The 19,092-nt window shown below is 45.9% G+C and carries 11 protein-coding genes and 1 pseudogene; 3 read left to right on the forward strand and 9 right to left on the reverse strand.

The features are described 5' to 3' along the window. Window positions 1-10 precede the first annotated feature (10 nt). Window positions 11-3,295 carry a type I restriction endonuclease subunit R gene (locus tag AC1MKH_RS12810; protein ID WP_327621997.1) on the forward strand — a complete coding sequence of 1,095 codons (3,285 nt, stop codon included), beginning with the start codon at window positions 11-13 and terminating at the stop codon, window positions 3,293-3,295. Continuing rightward, window positions 3,292-4,047 carry a M48 family metallopeptidase gene (locus AC1MKH_RS12815; RefSeq protein ID WP_001291050.1) on the forward strand — a complete coding sequence of 252 codons (756 nt, stop codon included), beginning with the start codon at window positions 3,292-3,294 and terminating at the stop codon, window positions 4,045-4,047. Before AC1MKH_RS12810 ends, AC1MKH_RS12815 begins: the two co-directional genes overlap by 4 nt. 308 nt (window positions 4,048-4,355) lie before the next feature. On the opposite strand, the gene AC1MKH_RS12820 is transcribed toward AC1MKH_RS12815, so the two are convergent. After that, window positions 4,356-4,916, reverse strand: a complete 561-nt coding sequence (locus AC1MKH_RS12820) for a hypothetical protein (protein WP_001088752.1) — start codon at window positions 4,914-4,916, stop codon at window positions 4,356-4,358. Window positions 4,917-5,012: 96 nt separating this feature from the next. Between AC1MKH_RS12820 and AC1MKH_RS12825 the strand changes: the two genes are divergently transcribed. Beyond that, window positions 5,013-5,345, forward strand: a complete 333-nt coding sequence (locus AC1MKH_RS12825; protein ID WP_001542728.1) for a helix-turn-helix domain-containing protein — start codon at window positions 5,013-5,015, stop codon at window positions 5,343-5,345. A gap of 173 nt (window positions 5,346-5,518) precedes the next feature. On the opposite strand, the gene AC1MKH_RS12830 is transcribed toward AC1MKH_RS12825, so the two are convergent. The 8 genes and pseudogenes from AC1MKH_RS12830 to AC1MKH_RS12865 form a co-directional block, all read right to left on the reverse strand. Next, window positions 5,519-6,022 (reverse strand): hypothetical protein, encoded by a 504-nt coding sequence (locus AC1MKH_RS12830; RefSeq protein WP_001140767.1) that lies wholly within the window; start codon window positions 6,020-6,022, stop codon window positions 5,519-5,521. After that, window positions 6,015-8,552, reverse strand: coding sequence for a hypothetical protein (locus tag AC1MKH_RS12835; protein WP_327621993.1), 2,538 nt, complete (start codon window positions 8,550-8,552; stop codon window positions 6,015-6,017). Before AC1MKH_RS12835 ends, AC1MKH_RS12830 begins: the two co-directional genes overlap by 8 nt. Next, window positions 8,549-10,219 (reverse strand): integrase, encoded by a 1,671-nt coding sequence (locus AC1MKH_RS12840; RefSeq protein WP_000169430.1) that lies wholly within the window; start codon window positions 10,217-10,219, stop codon window positions 8,549-8,551. Before AC1MKH_RS12840 ends, AC1MKH_RS12835 begins: the two co-directional genes overlap by 4 nt. Further along, window positions 10,182-11,603: a site-specific integrase gene (locus AC1MKH_RS12845; RefSeq protein WP_223438329.1), complete on the reverse strand. Its 1,422-nt coding sequence runs from the start codon at window positions 11,601-11,603 to the stop codon at window positions 10,182-10,184. The genes AC1MKH_RS12840 and AC1MKH_RS12845 overlap by 38 nt, the downstream gene beginning before the upstream one ends. A gap of 346 nt (window positions 11,604-11,949) precedes the next feature. Continuing rightward, a pseudogene (locus tag AC1MKH_RS12850) lies at window positions 11,950-12,754 on the reverse strand (HipA N-terminal domain-containing protein). Next, window positions 12,754-13,020, reverse strand: a complete 267-nt coding sequence (hipB, locus tag AC1MKH_RS12855; protein ID WP_276224616.1) for a type II toxin-antitoxin system antitoxin HipB — start codon at window positions 13,018-13,020, stop codon at window positions 12,754-12,756. The pseudogene AC1MKH_RS12850 and the gene hipB overlap by 1 nt, the downstream one beginning before the upstream one ends. A gap of 177 nt (window positions 13,021-13,197) precedes the next feature. Continuing rightward, the gene (locus AC1MKH_RS12860; RefSeq protein ID WP_015964394.1) at window positions 13,198-13,356 is read right to left on the reverse strand and encodes a YqaE/Pmp3 family membrane protein; all 159 of its coding nucleotides are present in this window, start codon (window positions 13,354-13,356) and stop codon (window positions 13,198-13,200) included. 200 nt (window positions 13,357-13,556) lie between these two features. After that, a complete protein-coding gene (locus AC1MKH_RS12865; RefSeq protein ID WP_276224614.1) occupies window positions 13,557-18,977 on the reverse strand; it encodes an ECSE_1600 family autotransporter in 5,421 nt (1,806 codons plus the stop codon). Window positions 18,978-19,092 lie beyond the last annotated feature (115 nt).

Below are 19,092 nucleotides of genomic sequence, written 5' to 3' on the forward strand. Positions count from 1 at the left end.
AGGATTAATGATGAACCAGACGTACACGCCAAAATTCCAGGAAGAATACAGCGCCAAAATTCCGGCACTGACGTTACTGACCAGCCTCGGCTGGACGTTTTTATCCCCGAAACAGATTATGGATTACCGGGGCTATAAACAGGATGAGGTGGTGCTGCGTCCGGTTCTGCGTGAAGAGCTTTCGAAGCGTTCCTTTATGGCGGGTGGCAAAATCTGCCAGTTATCGGAAAAGGCGCTGGATAACCTGATATCGCAGGTCTGTTCTCCGGCGCTGAATGAAGGACTGCTGAAAGCCAATGAGCGGATGTATAACCATCTGCTCTACGGTATCGCCGTCACGGAGTTTGTCGATGGCAAGAAGGTGAACCCCACCATTGCGCTGATTGACTGGGAACATCCGGAAAATAACCAGTTTCACTTTACCGAAGAATTTACGGTATTGCGGTCAGGCGGTGTCGAAACCCGCAGACCGGATATTGTCTGCTTTGTGAATGGTATCCCGCTGGCAGTCATTGAAGCGAAAAGCCCGGCAGGTCACGGTAAGAAAGGGCCAACCATTGACGAAGGGATATCTCAGAGTATCCGCAACCAGTTCAACGATGAAATCCCGCAGCTGTTTGCCTATAGCCAGCTATTGCTTTCGATTAACGGGCATGACGGTCGCTACGGTACCTGCCATACGCCAATGAAATTCTGGGCGGCATGGCGGGAAGAAGATATTACGGATGCGCAGATGTATGCTCTGCGCAACCATCCGTTATCGACTGAACAGATTCATGCGTTATTTGATCATCGTCCGTCAGCCGATCTCAACTGGTATCAGCAGTTAATCGCCGGGGGTGAACTGGCCGTTAGTGGACAGGACAAACTGCTCATCAGTCTGCTTTCGCCGGAACGTCTGCTGGAGATGACGCGCTTTTTCACCCTGTTTGATAAAAAGACCGGGAAGATTGTCGCCCGCTATCAGCAGGTGTTCGGCATTAAAAGACTACTGGAACGCATCAGTACCCGTAGATCAGACGGCGGCAGGGAAGGTGGTGTCATCTGGCATACCACGGGTTCCGGTAAATCTTATACCATGGTGTTCCTCAGTAAGGCGCTGATTCTTCATGACAGCCTGAAGCAGTGTCGTATTGTGGTGGTGACGGACCGTATCGATCTTGAAGAACAGCTCAGCGGTACCTTTGCTTCCGGCGGCGAGTTGGTCGGGAAAAAAGACAAAGCCAATGCAATGGCGACATCCGGGCAGATGTTGGCGGAACAGATTGGCTCCGGTAAAGAACGTATTATCTTCACCCTGATCCAGAAATTTAATTCAGCGACAAAACTTCCTGAATGCGTCAATACCAGCCCCGACATCATCGTACTGATTGATGAAGGACACCGCAGCCAGGGTGGCGAAAACCATGTGCGTATGAAACTGGCCCTGCCGAATGCTGCTTTTGTGGCATTTACCGGTACACCTTTGCTGAAAGAAGATAAGACCACCAATAAATTCGGGCCGATTGTCCACGCTTATACCATGCAGCGAGCGGTAGAAGATCAGGCGGTGACGCCTCTGCTTTACGAGGAACGTATTCCTGATCTTGAGGTAAACGACCGGGCAATAGATGCATGGTTTGATCGTATTACCGATGGGTTAAGCGAAGCGCAAAAAGCCGACCTTAAGCGTAAATATGCCCGTAAGGGTGAGGTTTATAGTGCAGATGACCGCATCCGGCTGATTGCATTAGATATCGCCATGCACTTCTCGAAGAATATTGATGAGGGGCTGAAAGGCCAACTTGCCTGCGACAGCAAGATTTCCGCCATCAAATATAAAAAGTATCTTGATGAAGCCGGGTTGTTTGAGTCAGCTGTCGTTATCAGCCCGCCGGATACCCGGGAAGGGAACACCGAGGTGGATGAAAGCAAACTGCCGGAAGTGACGAAATGGTGGAAGGATAATGTCGGCACGCAGGATGAGTCTGTGTATACCCGTAATATCATTAGCCGCTTCGATACCGATGATAAGCTTAAATTGTTGATCGTCGTTGATAAATTGCTCACCGGGTTTGATGAACCGAAGAATACCGTGCTGTATATCGACAAACCTCTTAAGTCCCATAATCTTATCCAGGCGATTGCCCGGGTGAACCGACTGCATCCACTGAAAAAGTTTGGTCTGCTGATTGATTATCGCGGCATTTTGGCTGAACTGGACACGACTATCGGTAAATATCAGGATCTTGCCTCCCGAACTCAGGGAGGATATGACATCAAGGATATTGATGGGCTGTACAGCGCCATGAGCTCTGAATACAAGCGTCTGCCGCATCTGTATAACCAGTTGTGGGCCATATTTGCCGGTGTTAAAAACAAGAATGATACTGAGCAGTTACGTGCAGTTCTGGTGCCTAAAATGGAAGAACGTGACGGAGAGATGGTCGATATCCATCAGAAAACCCGTGATGATTTCTTCGAGGTGTTAACGGCCTTTGCCGGATGCCTGAAAGTAGCGCTGCAGTCCGCCACCTTCTTCACCGACAAGAGCTTTACGGAACAAGACCGAAATATCTATAAAGAAACCGTAAAACAGATGTCCAGCCTGCGCCAGTGGGCGATGCAGGTCAGTGGTGAGCAGGTCAATTATGACGACTACGCTGAACAGGTGAAAAAACTGCTGAATAAGCATGTTACTGGTGTCGCGGTTCGTGAACCGGATGGCGTATATGAAGTGGGCAAGATGGGTAAAACTGAAAAGCAGGAAGAGTGGGATAACAACAAAACCCGCAATGAGACCGACATCATTAAAACCCGCGTCACGAAGATGATTGAACATGAACTGTGCGACGATCCCTATGCTCAGGAGGCATTCTCAAAACTCCTGCGTATGGTTATTGAAGAGACTGAAAAACTGTTCGACCATCCGCTGAAGCAATATCTCCTTTTCCGCGAGTTTGAGGCGCAGGTGGAAGCCCGCAAACTCAGCGACATCCCGGATGCGCTGGCCGTAAACAAACATGCGCAGGCATACTACGGAGTATTTAAAAAAGAGCTACCTGAGGTTTTCGCGGTAAACGATGATCAGGTTCAGCATAAATGGACGAAGCTGGCTTTCGAAGTGGACACTATTATTGTCAAAGCGGTTGCGGAAAATTCCCTCAATCCTCAGGATATCGAGAAAGCCGTTAAGACAAGCCTGTTGCCGCGACTGTTTACTGCCTGTCGAGAGATCGGTGCTGGAATGAACCAGGTAAACCGTATCGTTGAAACCATCATACAGATCCTGCGCGTTGGTTTGATGAAATCATGAGTGAGAAAAAGTCACTATCTATGAATGCTGTACGTTTTGTTTATGGTGATGAAACCATCGTGGTTCAGTGTGTACCACGGCAGGTTGTTAAAGGCAGGATACTTATCAAGGTTCATCCGGACTGCCGGGTAGTCGCATCTGTACCACCCGGAACGCCGGAGCTGGATGTGATATCTGCGCTGAAAAAGCGAGGGCGCTGGATATACCAGCAACTACGCGACTTCAGGGAGCAACAAACGCATATCGTTCCGCGTCAGTATGTGAGTGGCGAAAGCCATTACTATCTTGGCAAACAATACCAGTTGAAAGTAACAGAAGATGCTGCTGTTACGCAAAAAGTGAAAATGTTGCGGGGCCGTCTGGAAGTCACCGTCAGACACAAATCCGCTGAACGCGTTAAGGCGGTGCTGGTTGAGTGGTATCGGGAACGCGCCAGAGATGTGTTTCAACGCAGACTGGATTTACTGATACCGCAAACCTTATGGGTAAGTGAGCGTCCTCCGATACGTTTACGAGCCATGCAGACGCAATGGGGAAACTGTTCTGCAAAAGGCTGCCTGACACTTAACCCGTGGCTGGTAAAGGCTTCCTCGGAATGCATCGACTATGTATTGCTCCATGAGTTATGCCATGTCGCTGAGCACAATCACAGCGAGAAATTTTACCGGCTGATGGGGCAGGTTATGCCGGGTTGGGAAAAGGTAAAAAAACGCCTGGACGGGATAGCCGGGATGCTGTTGGCTGATATGTAGTTATTCAGGACGGGTCACCGATAATAAAAAAGCCCTTTACCGAATGTTTGCTTTGCTTCATCCCGAGCGGAATTTTACAAACCTATAACCAACTATCATTTCGGTAACTAATAAACAGAGAGTACTGAACTTCATTAAGGAGTTGCATCCGGGACTGGCTGACATTATATTTATATACGTCTAGCATATAGGGGTGTCGCTGTTAATCTCATTTTAATGAGGCTTGTCAGTGCATGAAGGGAGAGGGCGGGCTCGGCTTTGCCCTCTCTTTTTCATGACTCCATTTATCTTCAAATACTTGTTAAAATTCATTGCGTTACTGCAAGAGATTGATTAATAATTCCAATTAATGTATTTATTTTTTCATTTATCTTGATGTGTTTTTTCTCTTGTTCAAGAGAAAGCTTCCTGAATTCATTTTCCCTGCTCGGCACAGCAACTATCAATTCTTCATAAATCTCCTTTGCTCCTGATACTTTCGCCAACTCACTGCTGTATTTTTCAATAAGAGACTTTATTTGGATATTTACATTTCTGTGTTCATGGTTGGTAGCACTTGAAACAAGTTGACAGGAAGACTTTGGGGTTGCCTCAATTAATTCCACGCATTCTGTTGCGATATTAAATTCTGATGTGACTGAGTATAAATATTGATACACGCCTGTTTTTCTTACTTTGTTTAATAATCCTTTTCTAACCAGGGATTGAATTTGGTTATAAGCAAAAGCTTTTGCCTTTAAATAATTTTTCGGAAGTGAAAATCGCTCGATAAGAATTTTTGCTACTTCGTTACTGGTGAAGTTATCTTTGCCAATTAAGATGATTGCAGAAAATATGTACGACTCAGGGTTGGTTACTCGACTATTCATATGACAAAACAAGGCTGTTAACTTAGGATTGCTAAGTATACAACAATGACAGATACTTAGACAATCTAAGCATTCGAGGCCAATGAAGATGAATCAGTGTCTGAAAAAAATCCAATACCAGAACGACTTAAGGAAGCGAGATGCAGGGCGGGTTTATCACAGCGCTCTCTGGGTCTCCTTGTTGGCTTTGATCCCGCATCGGCTAGCAGTCGTATGAATCATTATGAGAAAGGACGCCATGTCCCCGATATTGATACGCTTCGACGAATGGCGGCAGAGTTAAACGTACCGTTGAACTATTTTTTTTGTGATGATCAGACAACAGCAGAACTTGCATTACTCATCTCCCGAATGACAGAGGAAGAGCGAAGTAACCTTATCGAAGCACTCAAAACGTCTTCAGGTGTAAAACATGGTGGTAACAACTGATGTTCTACAAAAGGCTATTGATCTTTTAGAAGGTAATAAAGTGCAGCATTAAACTGGTGTAAAGAGCCAAATCGCCATTAGAATGGAAGACTCCCTTCGACATAAAGGACATAGAAGAGGGAGTATTGATAATTAGCGCGCTAATTTTACGAATAGAGTAGGGCGTTTACTCATTAGCTCATTCTTGAATTTCTTTTGCGCTCAGCAAGTTCTCGAATGAGATCGTCTGCAAGCATGTCCTCAACTTTGATAGGAGTTGCGTTGTCGATATACTCAATGATGTCGGCGAGCGCCAGTACATTTCGTTCATATTTAGCTTTCAATGCTATAATTTCAGCATCAAGACGATTTGCCTTACTTATATAAGCAGCGCCGGTTCGCCCCATAGCCAATTTAGCCTTTTCATCTGTTGTCAACTCTCGTTTACCATCTTCATAGTTGTTATGCTGGCGAAGCCTGTAATTATTGATGATAATTTTTCGAGAGGTGAGGGTACTAATGCCACCTTTAACTATTCCTTTGGCTTTAAGACGGGCATGTAACGTGGATGGCTGAATTGGGGATTTTTCCAGTCCCTCTTGCACCATGGCTTGTAGCTCGGCTTTGATGTAAGCATCAAGTTCCTTACCCTGAATGACTTTATCGTCTGCATTGCGACTGCGTGGGGTCTTAGCCATTATTATTTCTCTCTATACGTTTCTGTTCAATAAAGAAAAGATCAGCTAGGGTTTTTGGGGTTTTGCCAATTAGCATTTGTTTATTAATTCGCTCAATAACTTTATATAATGGGTTGTTCAGATCATCAGAAAACAGGGAAACCAGTTTTTTCTCGCCTTGAACCTTTATAGCATCAGCTTCAAGAGCCTCGAGCACGATGAGAGCTTCTTCCTGTTCTTTTAAAGCCAGCATGAAGCCTGGATTCACTATAGTCAACTTACGGAGTTGAATGATTTCTTTTCGCTTGTTTGATAAACGTCGTGATGCTTCTTCCGCTTCGCCAAGACGACCTGTAAGAGTGAAGTAGCCACAAGGTAGACCAGACTGACACTTAAGCGCATGAGGACAACCCCAGCGAGCTACATCTCTCGTACAGGCTCCAAATCCAAGAGGATGCAGTTTTGCATGGCGTTGAAGCAGTGATTTCGCCTTATCAGCCAAATTTTGTTGTACTAACTTGTCATGTGCACGTTTTAGTTCAGGCAGAAACTTATCGGACATTGTGCCAGTTATATAGTCCACAACCTCAGCAGTTGTTTCACCAAAAGTCTGCATGTTCTGCTTCAGATTATGCTCGGTATTGAGCTCAGGATTTATCATTAGTGAGGTTGTTAATTTAACGTTTCCAACACCTGTGTTTTTTACCGTCTTGGAAGACCGTGATAGAGCTGCCATTCTGCGGCTAACCTCAGTTCTGGGGGAGGGTAGGTTGACCGGAATGCAGGGCTTCTGCTGCGTAGTAAAGAGTGATAGCTGGAAACTCTTCGTGAGAGCTTGATTGTTCTCATCATAAGCCTTTTCCAGCATATTGATTGCTAGAGAAGCGGTCTGATAGGACTGTGATTCGGCCTGATGCTGATAGTGTTTATTCTGGGTGATATCAACACGCCCCATTAGGATGGCCTGAATATGATCCGTCACTCCAGCGATTGCCAAGAATGTATTTATGTTATGTCTCGGTACATGCTTTTTGATAATGACACGGGACCCATCATCTTCAAAAAGATTAAAGTGATCAAAGATAGATTTTCGGTTTTGTGTTCCGCCTAACCAAGCTTCTATTGAGTTTTCATCAAGTGGGAAAATATGTTGCAATGAAACAAAATCTTTACCAATTCCAAATGCACCTTCCGGCATGATGAACATCAGGTCTTCATAATTGAAGTGTTCCCAGTCACCATTGTTTTTGGCTGAAATTATGCACTGGTGCCCAGGCTCAAAGTTTTTTGCTTGAGCGTAACGCTGATAGACATAATCATTCAACTGTTCTTTAGTGAAGTACCAGCTGTTCTTCTGTTTATGAACGGGTATTACCTTAGGTTTATGTCCGCTAAAGTTCGCAATGGAATTCCGAATACTCTTTCCAAGATCATTCCTGGAGCCACCAGAACCACTAAACATGATGTCTTCAAGATAATTTTGCTCAATCCATTCATCAGGAAAATCAGCGATCTTACCTGGGAGCATATTAGTGAAATTAGAATCTTTGAAGCCCTGAATCGTTTTACGGAACCCAGAGGTCAATTCTCGAACAGATTTATAAATCATCTCAACGACAGAATAAGTGCTTGGCGCCAGCCAATGGATCCGCCATCCAGCCTTTTTTGCACCAAGATACTCAATACCCAACCTGTAAGTAGGCCAGTCTTGATCTATTGCGTGCTGACGTTTATCTTTATCCGTAATTTCTCGCTTAACCAAAGAAGTCATTTTCAGCAACATTATTTCCTGGAAACGGAAACCGCAAATAATTGTGAGTAACAACATATTGTAAAAGATACGCTGATAACTATTCTCAGCTAAAGCGATCAACTCAATAACACACATAAATGCACGGATTGATATGAGTCTTTCATCATCAGTTTGATCAGGGGTGGCTTCTTGCGCTTTCTTCCTTTCTTTAGTGCTGTTAGAACCATTTCGATAAGGATACTTATTTTTGACTTCAATATTAACTAAGAAAAGATCATATTGACGTAGTAAAGCAATGGCCTTTACTGCAATATCGCAATAGTCACTGACATTATCAGGACTGTCAGAATTCTCATGATGCCGCTCCATCGCTGCATGAATAATATCGGAAGTCAGATACATTGGATGCGTTTGACCTGTTTTATTTACCATTTCCCAATACCAGCGCTTCATGACCTGTAATGGTTTGTCTAGTGTAGAACCTGATGGTAATCCGCCAATGATACACACCAGATGCATGTGATAAGCTCGCATAAAATCCTGAAATTCCGAAGAAATATTCATTTGTGAGAGCCCCTTAATACGACTAGAAACTTCGTCCCACTTAAAGCCGCGATCTTTTGTTTCTTTAAGCCATGCAACACCTTTCTCACCAAAACGCCAGGAACCGGCATTCCACTCCAGTTGTCCAACAGCATTGTAGGCAACAAGACGCTCTTCAAATTTTGCTTTATATTTCTCTATATAAATAAGAAGATTATCCGCCTGTTTATTACGTATTGTTATTTGTGTAGTCATCGATTAAATAGTCCTCCGGCCTTTGCCATTTCAATGCGAGCCATAACCTGATTTACATGCTCTTTCCGCCGCACTAATTCCTTGAGAAGTGGATGATTTAAAATGCCAGCATCATCGGCAACATCACGAACATTTTGGATTTCATCATTCAGCGAAAGAAATACTTTTTTGTGGTTTCCATCTATAAATGGTTTGAAATACAGGCAACCGTAACATCCACGACCCTGTGCAAAGGGGCAAATGTCTTCTTCATAATTACATCCACCGAGATGGTAATGAAGTTGCCCACCAATTGACCCTGCAACATTGCGACCTTCCCATTCGCTGCTGTGAACTAAATTCCCAGTCAACATGAGTGCCATCATGTTCTTAAACACAGGGTTGCGACCCAAAGCTGCCTCACGAATATCAGCCAGCTCAGGGGTGGCTGCAATGTATCGATCTGCAACAACATAAGAGGATTGTCCCAATATATAAGCTATCTCAGGAGCACTGGCACCACTCATTGCCATTGAGTGACCAACGTTGTGACGAAAGAGGCTTGCGGTATATACAGGTAGTTGATAATCATCGTTTTTTACTGCCTCCTGAATCTCTTGTGGTGAAAATCTGAAAAGCATTTTCTTTAATGACGCTTCCACCATCTTCATTGAAGATACTATGATGGAAAACATCGGGTCGGTATCACCAATTCCAACTAGGTACTTATACAGTAAGATTAACTTTCCAAGTTCTTCCGGAATTGCAACTCGAACTCGATCGATAGTTAGTTTTGACTTTTTGGCATATGGCACAAGTACTGAATAACGCATCCCGTACTTATTCTCGGTATCAACGATAAAATCGCCTCCGGAAAGTTTACCGATCTGTACAGGTCTGGCCCCAATGTAATAAACTATGCCAATAATAATGCAGTCCCGTAATGTATCAATTTTAATGGTTTTCCTTACAGTTTCCAGATGAATGTTTTTATTTTCTTCAACATCAATTTTTGGACATAGCTTAGATGCCCAACGTTGAATGCCATTTTCTATCATTAGGCATACTTCTTCTGGTATAACGAGGTCTAGGTTTTGGTAGCGAGCCCAGTTATTGTTCCTAGGGCGTGGCACTTCCAGCAATAGATCTTCCAGCTCATCACTGTCATCCTTACTTTCGAAGAATCCATTACGATCAAGTTTTCGTAATGCATAGAGGGTGTAATAGAACTGACTGCTGTCTGAGTGATTTCGCTCAGTCTTCGCAACTAGCATTTGCATTTTTTCAATAAGGCTTTCGCGAGTGATAACCTCAATTTGTTTGAAAGTTGTTGCGACAAACTGAGCAAATTTATCAGCAACACTTGCCGAGTTCTCATTAATGTACGCGATCGTTAAGTATTTCAAGAGCTTGAGTGAAACTGGTGATAAATCACAAAAGTATTTACCAGTAGAGAATAATATAGCCAAATTATTACCTGAGAATCTGTAACGCCAATCATCATGTAGATATAAATATCGGTCATCAAATTCTGTTGCACTTATTAAAAACAATCGTTTAGGGAGCTGAATATTTTCAATCCATTCAAGCTGTTCTTTTGTAAAGTGAAGGGGATGGGTTTTAAAAAAACCACCCCCGGTGATACCGCTCTCAGTTGAATAGATCTTTGAATGTGAAGTCTTCGTCATAAACATTATCTTCTAGCAAGTTGGAGGTTTTTCTTTGCGAAATGTTTGTTTCTGGGGAAGCTAAATGCATATCTGAATGTTTCGTACGCTTATAGTTGCTCTGGTTACTCACCACTTCAATAAACCGCTTGGCATATCTTAATGGAACTTTACTGGTCAGTGACCAGCCGCCTAAAGCACGAAGTTGTTCAATAGCTGGTTCAAGTACTCCATTCATCCTTGCTCGAATACCATAGTCTTGCGCCAGTATTAGTGATTCACTCAGGAGACTATTGTAAATAAACTCAAGAGTGATATTAGCCCAAGTATGCCGCCCAACGTGTGGTGTTATATTAACCATATTATTAATATTTTTATTACTTTTCGTACGATAATGAGGGAATAGGGCAATGAATGCCGGATCAATTTTTTCCTTATAAAATGTTCGAATTGCATCGTAAGTTAATGGAGTTAACCTACCTGAGCCTTTAATAAAAACAAACTCATGGTCAACAATTTTTTTCTCTTCAAATAATGGGGACCGATATTGCTCCATATAAATGGTAAACATAATGAAGTCATCTTCGGTTAGTTCGATTTGTCGCTGTGAATGCTCAGTCTTGAGTGAAGGTTGTTGTTTCCTTGGGTCAACTACATCATCTGGTAGATTTTGTACAATCAGGATGAAACGAATGTTACCTCGTGAGTCTGGAAGGGTTGGCCCCACGCAATCCTTCATCAACAATTGAACTTCACCAACACGTAAGCCATAGTTAAACATTAACCGGTGAATAAGGTAGTTACGGTATTGTTGAAATCCTGAATCGAATGGGTTTTGGGGATTAACCACGGCCGTGAATAGTTCGCCGGTCTCGATATCTGAAAATTCAGGAGTGGAGGGGATTAACATGTTCGTTAGTTCGATACTTTGCTGGCTGGTGATACTTTTGTATCGGTGAGCTGGTTCGTTCCTGGATACTTCAACTCTATTGAAGACCTTAATTCTGGCAGCGAGATCTCTATGGTTCGCCTGGTTAATCTGGTGAGCTTCAGTAGGTGACATATCTTGGTATGCCAGATTCATATATCTATAGTTGAGATACTTAAGGAATCGGCCAACGTTTCTGACGTGGTTACCATAGGTGGACTTGTTGGTTCTGGAGAGTGCCGAATGTAAAAACCCGTTAGAGATTATGTCGGTCTCGTCACTCAGGTGCTGCTTCCCGAGCAGATAAGTAAAGAAGCCATCAAGCTCCCTGATAAAACAGGAGATATTGTAGCCAGACCGATAGAAATCGTAGTCAAATGTTTGTTTATGCTTCTTATAGTAATAGACGTAAAAGAAACGCAGCGAACACAAAATGTTTTCTTGAGTCCCTAGGCTTTTCTTGCTCAGTTCATTCATTCCATAAATTGTGGCGAACATGACCGGTAGGGTAGTCACATCATCAACTATGAGATGAGTTCTCTGGTTGTTCCTCGATAAATGTAAGATGGTATATGCCATGAACTTAGCGGATGCCCCGTAATTTTTGTGTTATGAAGTCATCGTAAGTCCACAACTAAACTTTGGCAACTGACTGATTCATCGGTAAGTTCCTGAAAGAGAGGGACTCATGAACTTAAGAGCAAACCCACCATATTTAACATAATATACATTATGCGCACCGATATAACTCTAGTCAGATTCCAGTGTATTGCGGTCATGATTGTGCTGGTCGTTGATCTCCCACCAAAACCCCATATCCCGTTCATTCCTCTGTTTCTCGGGTTAATCGACCATGCAGCCTGAGAACATTCATCCTGATTGCCATTGCGACGTTCTCCGGAAAATCTGTCGGTAATGCAGCCGTCACGCTATCCAGTGCTACAGGTATCTGCTCTGCAAACTCACTCAGGATTTCACGCATCTGTACTTCCGGGAATTTCAGCGCTTTTGCTGTCGCCAAAAAATGTCGCGGATGAATTTTATCGATTGCCGTTTTTCTGCCTTTGGATGCATTAAGCCCCATGGCCAGTTTCAAATCGCTGATATGTATTCCCGTACCGCCAAGAACCGGAAATGCCGAAATGAAGCAGCGCGGTTTTTTCCTGCGCGCCGGCGACGGAGATGCGAAAGTCATTTTCTTCGTTAATCATGCCCAACGGGATATCTGATTTATAAGCCGACAACACCTCTTCAAGCTTTGCCTCACTTAATTTTTCCCATGTCATAACCGGATTTGTCACCGCTTCATCCGCCGGTAATAACGTCACGGCGCCTACGCTATCTCGGCCAACTTCTGACAATAAATCAAAAGGTTGCTTTGATTTTGCGCGATAACGTTTAACGATTCTGTCGCGCACGATCGGGCTATCAGGTAACAAGTTATCGAAAAAATTAAATACCGCATCCGAGGTGATATTCCCCACCTGCAACGGCAGCGAAAGAGACAATGGCCTGGCATAACGATTGCCTAACCACTCCGGCGCATACTTAAACGTATGCGCACCGTTGGCCAGTTTCGTCAACTCACCGACCCGTTGATTGTTCATCCACGTTATGAGTTTAGGCATTACCACTCCAGATCCTGTTGGTCAGTAGATTCAGGCGCAGCGTCTTTTGTTTCGCATAGCGTCATTGAGAGCTCAAGTGACTGTAAAATCTTAAAAAATGTCGTCAATGTGGCGTTGTCAGGGTTATTCTCGAAATTGGAAATGGTTGCCTGCTTTATGCCGATTTTTTTCGCCAGCTCGCTCTGCGTCCAGCCATTTTGCTGACGAACCAGTTTCATTGCATTCGCTAATTGCGTTGGGCTGTAGATCATCGGGAAGCTCATCATGTCATTTGTCCACAGGAAAGTTATCCGCGCAAAGGGATATTTAGATTTTTATCCCTTCTTGGGGATAAAGTCAATCTGTAAACTCATTTTATCCGCTACACGGGATAATTGCGGTGATATCCGCGATCGCGGATAGAAGAGAAGAATTAAAAAACGGCGCTGATGCGCCGTTTGAGGTTAATCTTTAGTTTGAACCCAAAATGCGTGAATTAACCCCGGAATATACCCAAGAAGCGTGAGGATAATATTTAATATAAATGCCCAGCCGAAGCCTTTACCAATTAACACACCCAACGGCGGCAAAATGATCGTAATAACGATTCTCCAGAATCCCATATTAACTCCCTATTATCATCTTCATAGCACATGACTAAGCATAGCTGACTCTGCCGAGAATGCACTCTAAATCATCCAGTTACGCTGCGATGAGGACATAATTCAGAGTTTTCTACACTCGGCACATAAAACATAATATTAGGGAATGCTTAACAAGATATTAAAGCCGCATGCCGTTAACGACATGCGGCTTGTTAGGGTTACCAGCTGTATTTCACACCCAGCATGCCTTGCGTATCGCTATAACCTTTATCACCTAATTGCACACCGACATTCCCCCACAGGCTGAGGTTATTATTCATTTTCGCCTCAACCCCGGTACGCACTTCACCCAGATTACGCGCGCCATCGCGGCTTACGGTTTGCCCATCCATCTTCACGGCGTAGACTTTGCTGTTATAGATCCAGTTCGCTTCAATGTAAGGCTGGAACTCACGCTGTTTGCCATCGTCACGCTGGTGATGACTGTTCAGGTAGGTTTTCACCCCAAGTCGCGTTTGTACGTTTCCGTCGCCTTCCGTTTCAATGCGCGTGCCGTCGTTCCGGGTATGGTCAGAATCTTTCACACCCATCCAGGTGATTTGCGCCTGAGGTTGAATGTACCAGGTGTTGAGCGTCCCTTCGCTTCCACTAAACGTTCCCGCCTCAAAGGTATATCCCCCCTCAATAGATGCCGTCACGCCGCGAGAGTGATAGTCATCATCTGAACGATTATCGGAACTTACACTGTTATCAAACCAGTTATACAGGGCCCAGCTGTCAACATAAGCACCGGTCTTATCCGCATCGTTCTGATACCAGGTCGCGTACAGCCCAGCGCTGTAACCACTGATGCGCCCATCCGATTTATAACCCACACGATTACTTTGCGTATTACTGTGCTGATTGGCATAGCCTGCCATGACGCCGAGATGCCAGCGATCCTGCGCATTGCTGCTCCACTGCGCCAAATCGCCGCCTAACTGCAATACATAGCGGTTAGCCTGAGTTTTTAACTGGCCGTCTCCGGCGCTGGAACGTTCATGCCCCCCGACATGACGCATCCACATACTGGTTGCCGAATCCTGAGATCTCAGGGAATCGGTATACTGCGGTTCACCCAGACGATCGTGCAAGCGATGGCTGAACAGCGTATTTGCTGCGGCAATGTTGCTAATATAGCTCCCGGCTTCCGGGCGAACCACTGATGGTCCTTCCGGATCCACAACAGGTGGATTATCAATGGGGTCGGGAGTATCAGGTGGCGTCACTCCGTCCCATTTACTGGTCAGATACCAGTTTTTCGCGTCATTACCCTTCCCTTTAGCCAGCGTGTAGACGTAAGCCCCTGCTTCTACAGTTCCTGTAGTCAGCGCGAAGTTACCCGCAGAATTACCGCCAACTTCAACGAGTTCAATACCGTTTACCGTTTGTGCGCCAACGCCGCCAATGTTATCAACCCGAACACGCGTATTGCCCTGAGTATCGCCTTTCACGTTCATCTTATCCGTGGGGGAATTATCGCCACCCAGCGTCGTGTTGAATGTCATCAGGCCATTGTTGCCGGTATAGTTGCCGTTAACGGTCAGTATATTGCCCGGCTTTCCTCCTTCGCTGTTCATTTGAACCGTGCCGCCATTATCCAGGTTGCCGCCGATAGTGGTTTTCGCGACGCGCAGTGTCCCCCCGGACATAACGTTCACATCCCCTGCGGTGGTGACATTTCCCGACATGACACCGCTGTTATGGATATTGATATGCTGGCTTGCCATATCAATGGCAGAGCCGGAACCGAAAGCAATTTCACCCCCCACGATATCCGTCGTACCCTGATACGCTGCAGAATCGTTGTTGAGAGTTAAGATCCCGGTGCCCAGTTTTGTCACATCACCGCTGCCGGTAATGCTGTGCGTCATCGCCCAGCCACGTTCGGTGGCGATAGTGAGCAGACCGTTATTGATAACGGAAGCATCGCCCAGGTTTTTCTGCTCATTGACGCTCAACGCGCTGCCTGCGTCGATGTTGAATTGCCCCGCAAAGCGGCTATTATCGCCATCCAGTTCAACGTCAGTTTCGGCGGTTGCGCTCATGACGCCCTTGCCGCTCATGCTGTTACGCAGTTCGCCGATCACACTTTTCAGCGTTAACAGCCCGTCATTGGCAATATTTCCACTGCCCAATCCCTGCGCATTATCGAGGCTGACTTCCGCATTCGGGCTAATGCTGGTTAGGGCGTTGTAGCGCGCATTCACCCCTTCAATGGCCAGCGTTCCTCCTGTTACATTCAGGTTTCCGCCACCAGCCAGTTCACCCTGACTCATCCCGCCGTTATTCACTGTCAGAGAACCGTCTTTAAACAGCACGGTCGAGCCCATCTGCCCGGTGAATGTTCCCACCGTCTGCGACGATCCGTTAAGATCAACGATGGCCGCATTACTGATGTTGAGCTCGCGCGTATTGCCCAGCACGCCATCCGCGTCGGTACGCAGTGTCCCCATCTGAACAAATGTGGCACCCTGATAGTCGTTCTGACCATTGGAAAGTGAAACCTGTCGAACCGTATTAATCGCCAGATCCCCTCCACCACCGATTTTTGCCGACATGTCAGCCGTTGAACCATAGGCGCCGCCGTGTTCGGCTAACGTCAGCGTCTGCCCACCATAGATGTTCAGCGCCTTCAGGCCATAGTTCACGTACAAGCCGTCACCAGGTGCGGTTGTAAGGCGGAAACCATATTCACCATCGGCTACCACCGTACCGTTTTGCGCAATGTGTAACGTTTTGTCCGCCGCCACCTCATCGCCCTGCAAATCACGTAACGTTAATGAGCCACCGGACCCAATAATGGTCTGCGCTTTTACCAGTTGCACGCCGACATGGCTATCATCCTGTTCCAGCAAATTGAGGGTTGTCAGCGGATTATTAGCCATCGGATCGTTCCATGGGTTAGGTACGTCGATAAGCACATCGCCCGTTCCGTTTACCTGATAAGTACGATCCTTCCAGGTATAATCACCCGCGCCGGCCACCAGCGTATCGACGCTGATATAGCCCTCTGCCAGTGTCGCGGCAGGAATATCCGTATCGAAAACGAGCGTGCCGCCGTTCATAGCCAGCCCTGCAATGGATTGCTCTCCCGTTTTAACCGATGTGGTATTTTCACTGTCAGACTGCAACATCGCGTGGGTAAGCGCCGCCGTGTTGTCACTTTCCAGAGTGAAAGTACTGTCTTTCACTTGCGCAACACCGGCGAATTCAGTTCCTGTCGCATGGGTAAAGCCAAACATGCTGTCGGAAGATGACAGCTGCACTCGCAACAAACCATCACCTTTGAGCGCATTGGTCAGCGTGTAATCTCCGGCGCTGTTCGTCGATGCGAGAATGTCGAGCGTACCCGGGCTGGCAATAGTCACCTCACTCGCCCCCAAGCCGGTTATACCGTCAGTCGTATGAGATGCAACCGTCAGAAGACCGCCGTTTACCAGCGTTTTACCGCTGTAGGTATTTCCCGCATTAAACACGGTATGGCCTGCGTCATGTATCACTTTTCCGTCTTTATCATCACCCGTAATCGGCATATCGACCTGGTAGCCGGCATCACTATTATTCGTATGATTAAAGACGAAGACCCCTTCACCCAGTCCAAGCTCTACTTTCGTCGCATTAGTGATATACCCGGCATCTGCCGCTGCCTCACCGTGAGCCGCGCCAATATTGAGCGTCCCTACGGCAGGTTCAAAGACACCTAAGTAAATTTCTCCGCCAGCGACATTCAGGGTGCCGTCATTCGTAAGCGTTAATGTTCCCTCCCCAGTCGCGCCTACCAGCATATTCAGGGTGTCAAGAAGGGAGTTTTGGCCATCAACAAGGACGTTTCCTTTACCTGTTTCATTGGAGCCAATCTGTGTATCACGGGTCTTAACCTCGCCGCCGGAGGTAATATTCAGTTCCCCGGTTCCTGAGACACCGACATGCAGCAATTGGCCATTACCTGCCTCGTTGAGGATATTCCAAAGGCTTCCCGTTGAAATATTGACGAGCCCTTTACCTGTGGTATTTGAACCAATAAAACCATATCCAGAAGACGTCAGTGTTGCACCATTACTGACGTTTACATTGCCATTACCAGAATTACCTACAATAAGACCCACACTCTTAAAGGACGAGGCCTCATCCATCAGATTCAGCGTGCCGGTACCACTTGCTTTATCACCCAAAACAGCAATATTTTCCGATACAAACTTACCGCCATCGCTAATATCGAGATTTCCGACGCCACTAACGCCAATGTTGGTATAGACAGTCTTATTGACCTGCCACAAGCCCCCCGTTGTGATGCTGACATTCCCGACCCCGGTTTCTCCATAGCCAAGTGAGCTACCACCATTGCTGACAACAAGCCCATCATTACTGATATCCATTTCCCCGTAGCCGCCATAACCGACATTGGTCCCGAGGTTAGTAATAACGGAGTTTTTATCCTTGACGCTAATGCTGCCTGTTCCTGTCTCTTGCATCCCGGCCGTGATAATACCTGAATCAACCTTACCTCCACTCGAGACATTAAGTTCACCGTCGCCAGCATCACCGACGTAGATATAGCGGAAGGCTTCGCCAGAACCGAGGAAATTCCAATGCCCCTTATCAGTCACATTGACGACGCCGCGGGAACCGGTAGTAACGCCAAGTAATGCAAAATATCCGTTATTTAACAGGCCGCTATTGGAAATATTGATCGTGCCGTTACCGTAATATCCGTTATAGAGTCTGCTGAGCGTGATTGCAGAATCTGGATCCTGCACATTCAGGATTCCGATACCGGTAGGATTGCCACCGAGATAAGTATCTCCTGCCGTAACTATGCCACCCTCACGAATAGTCGTTTCACCGGTCCCTTGATTGCCGATTTGGAAGTCAACTGAGAGATTATTATTTAGCATCTCCCACTGGCCCCCTTTTTCGACAACAACCTGGCCATTACTGCCCGCCTGGTAGCCTACAATGGCAACTTGTACACTATTGACGTAACCCTTATCCGTAATATTTAATGAGCCCGTACCGTAGCTTCCTACTTCGAATAGCTCCGTAGTGAGAACCGAGCCCTCTCCTTCAATATTAATCGTCCCAACGCCGCCAACCAGAGAACCTACCCTTAAATAGCCCCCATCAACGTGACCCGCCTTGCTGATATTAAGCGTACCTTTTCCTGATTGACCGATATTTAAAGGCCAGGCTCTATTTCCAGCATCATACAATCGCCAGATGCCACCCAAAACATTTACGGTACCCTCAGCCCCCACATTACCGCCAACGACGCTGGTTGTAATAGTGGTTAAGGAAAGATCACCGCCAGTCAAAATATTAAGCTCTCCAGTGCCATTCCACCCGATCTGATAGTAATCATAAGCACCAGCAGTATCGATAGTCACACTCTGGCCATTATCAACCGTCAGCGGAGCAGCTGACGCGGTACCGGCTAGCGCCAGCAACACGCTCAGCGCCAGGGTGCTGATTTTTGTGGTCACGGCTGGAGATTTACGTAGATTAACCGTCGATGTTTTGCCTACCCGGCGGGTTAATTCCGAGCAGACCTGAAAGACACGCAGAGTGCTATTCCATATCACGCGATAAATTCTGTTCATATAAACGCTCCATATACAAACAATACAGCCACGAAAGAGATGAATAGTAAGAGGTAAGAACTTATTGATTTATAAACAGTCTGTATTGAGTGTCATCTGGCAGAAAAAAGCTGTC

The sequence above is a fragment of the Pseudocitrobacter sp. CD920760 genome (assembly GCF_057782505.1).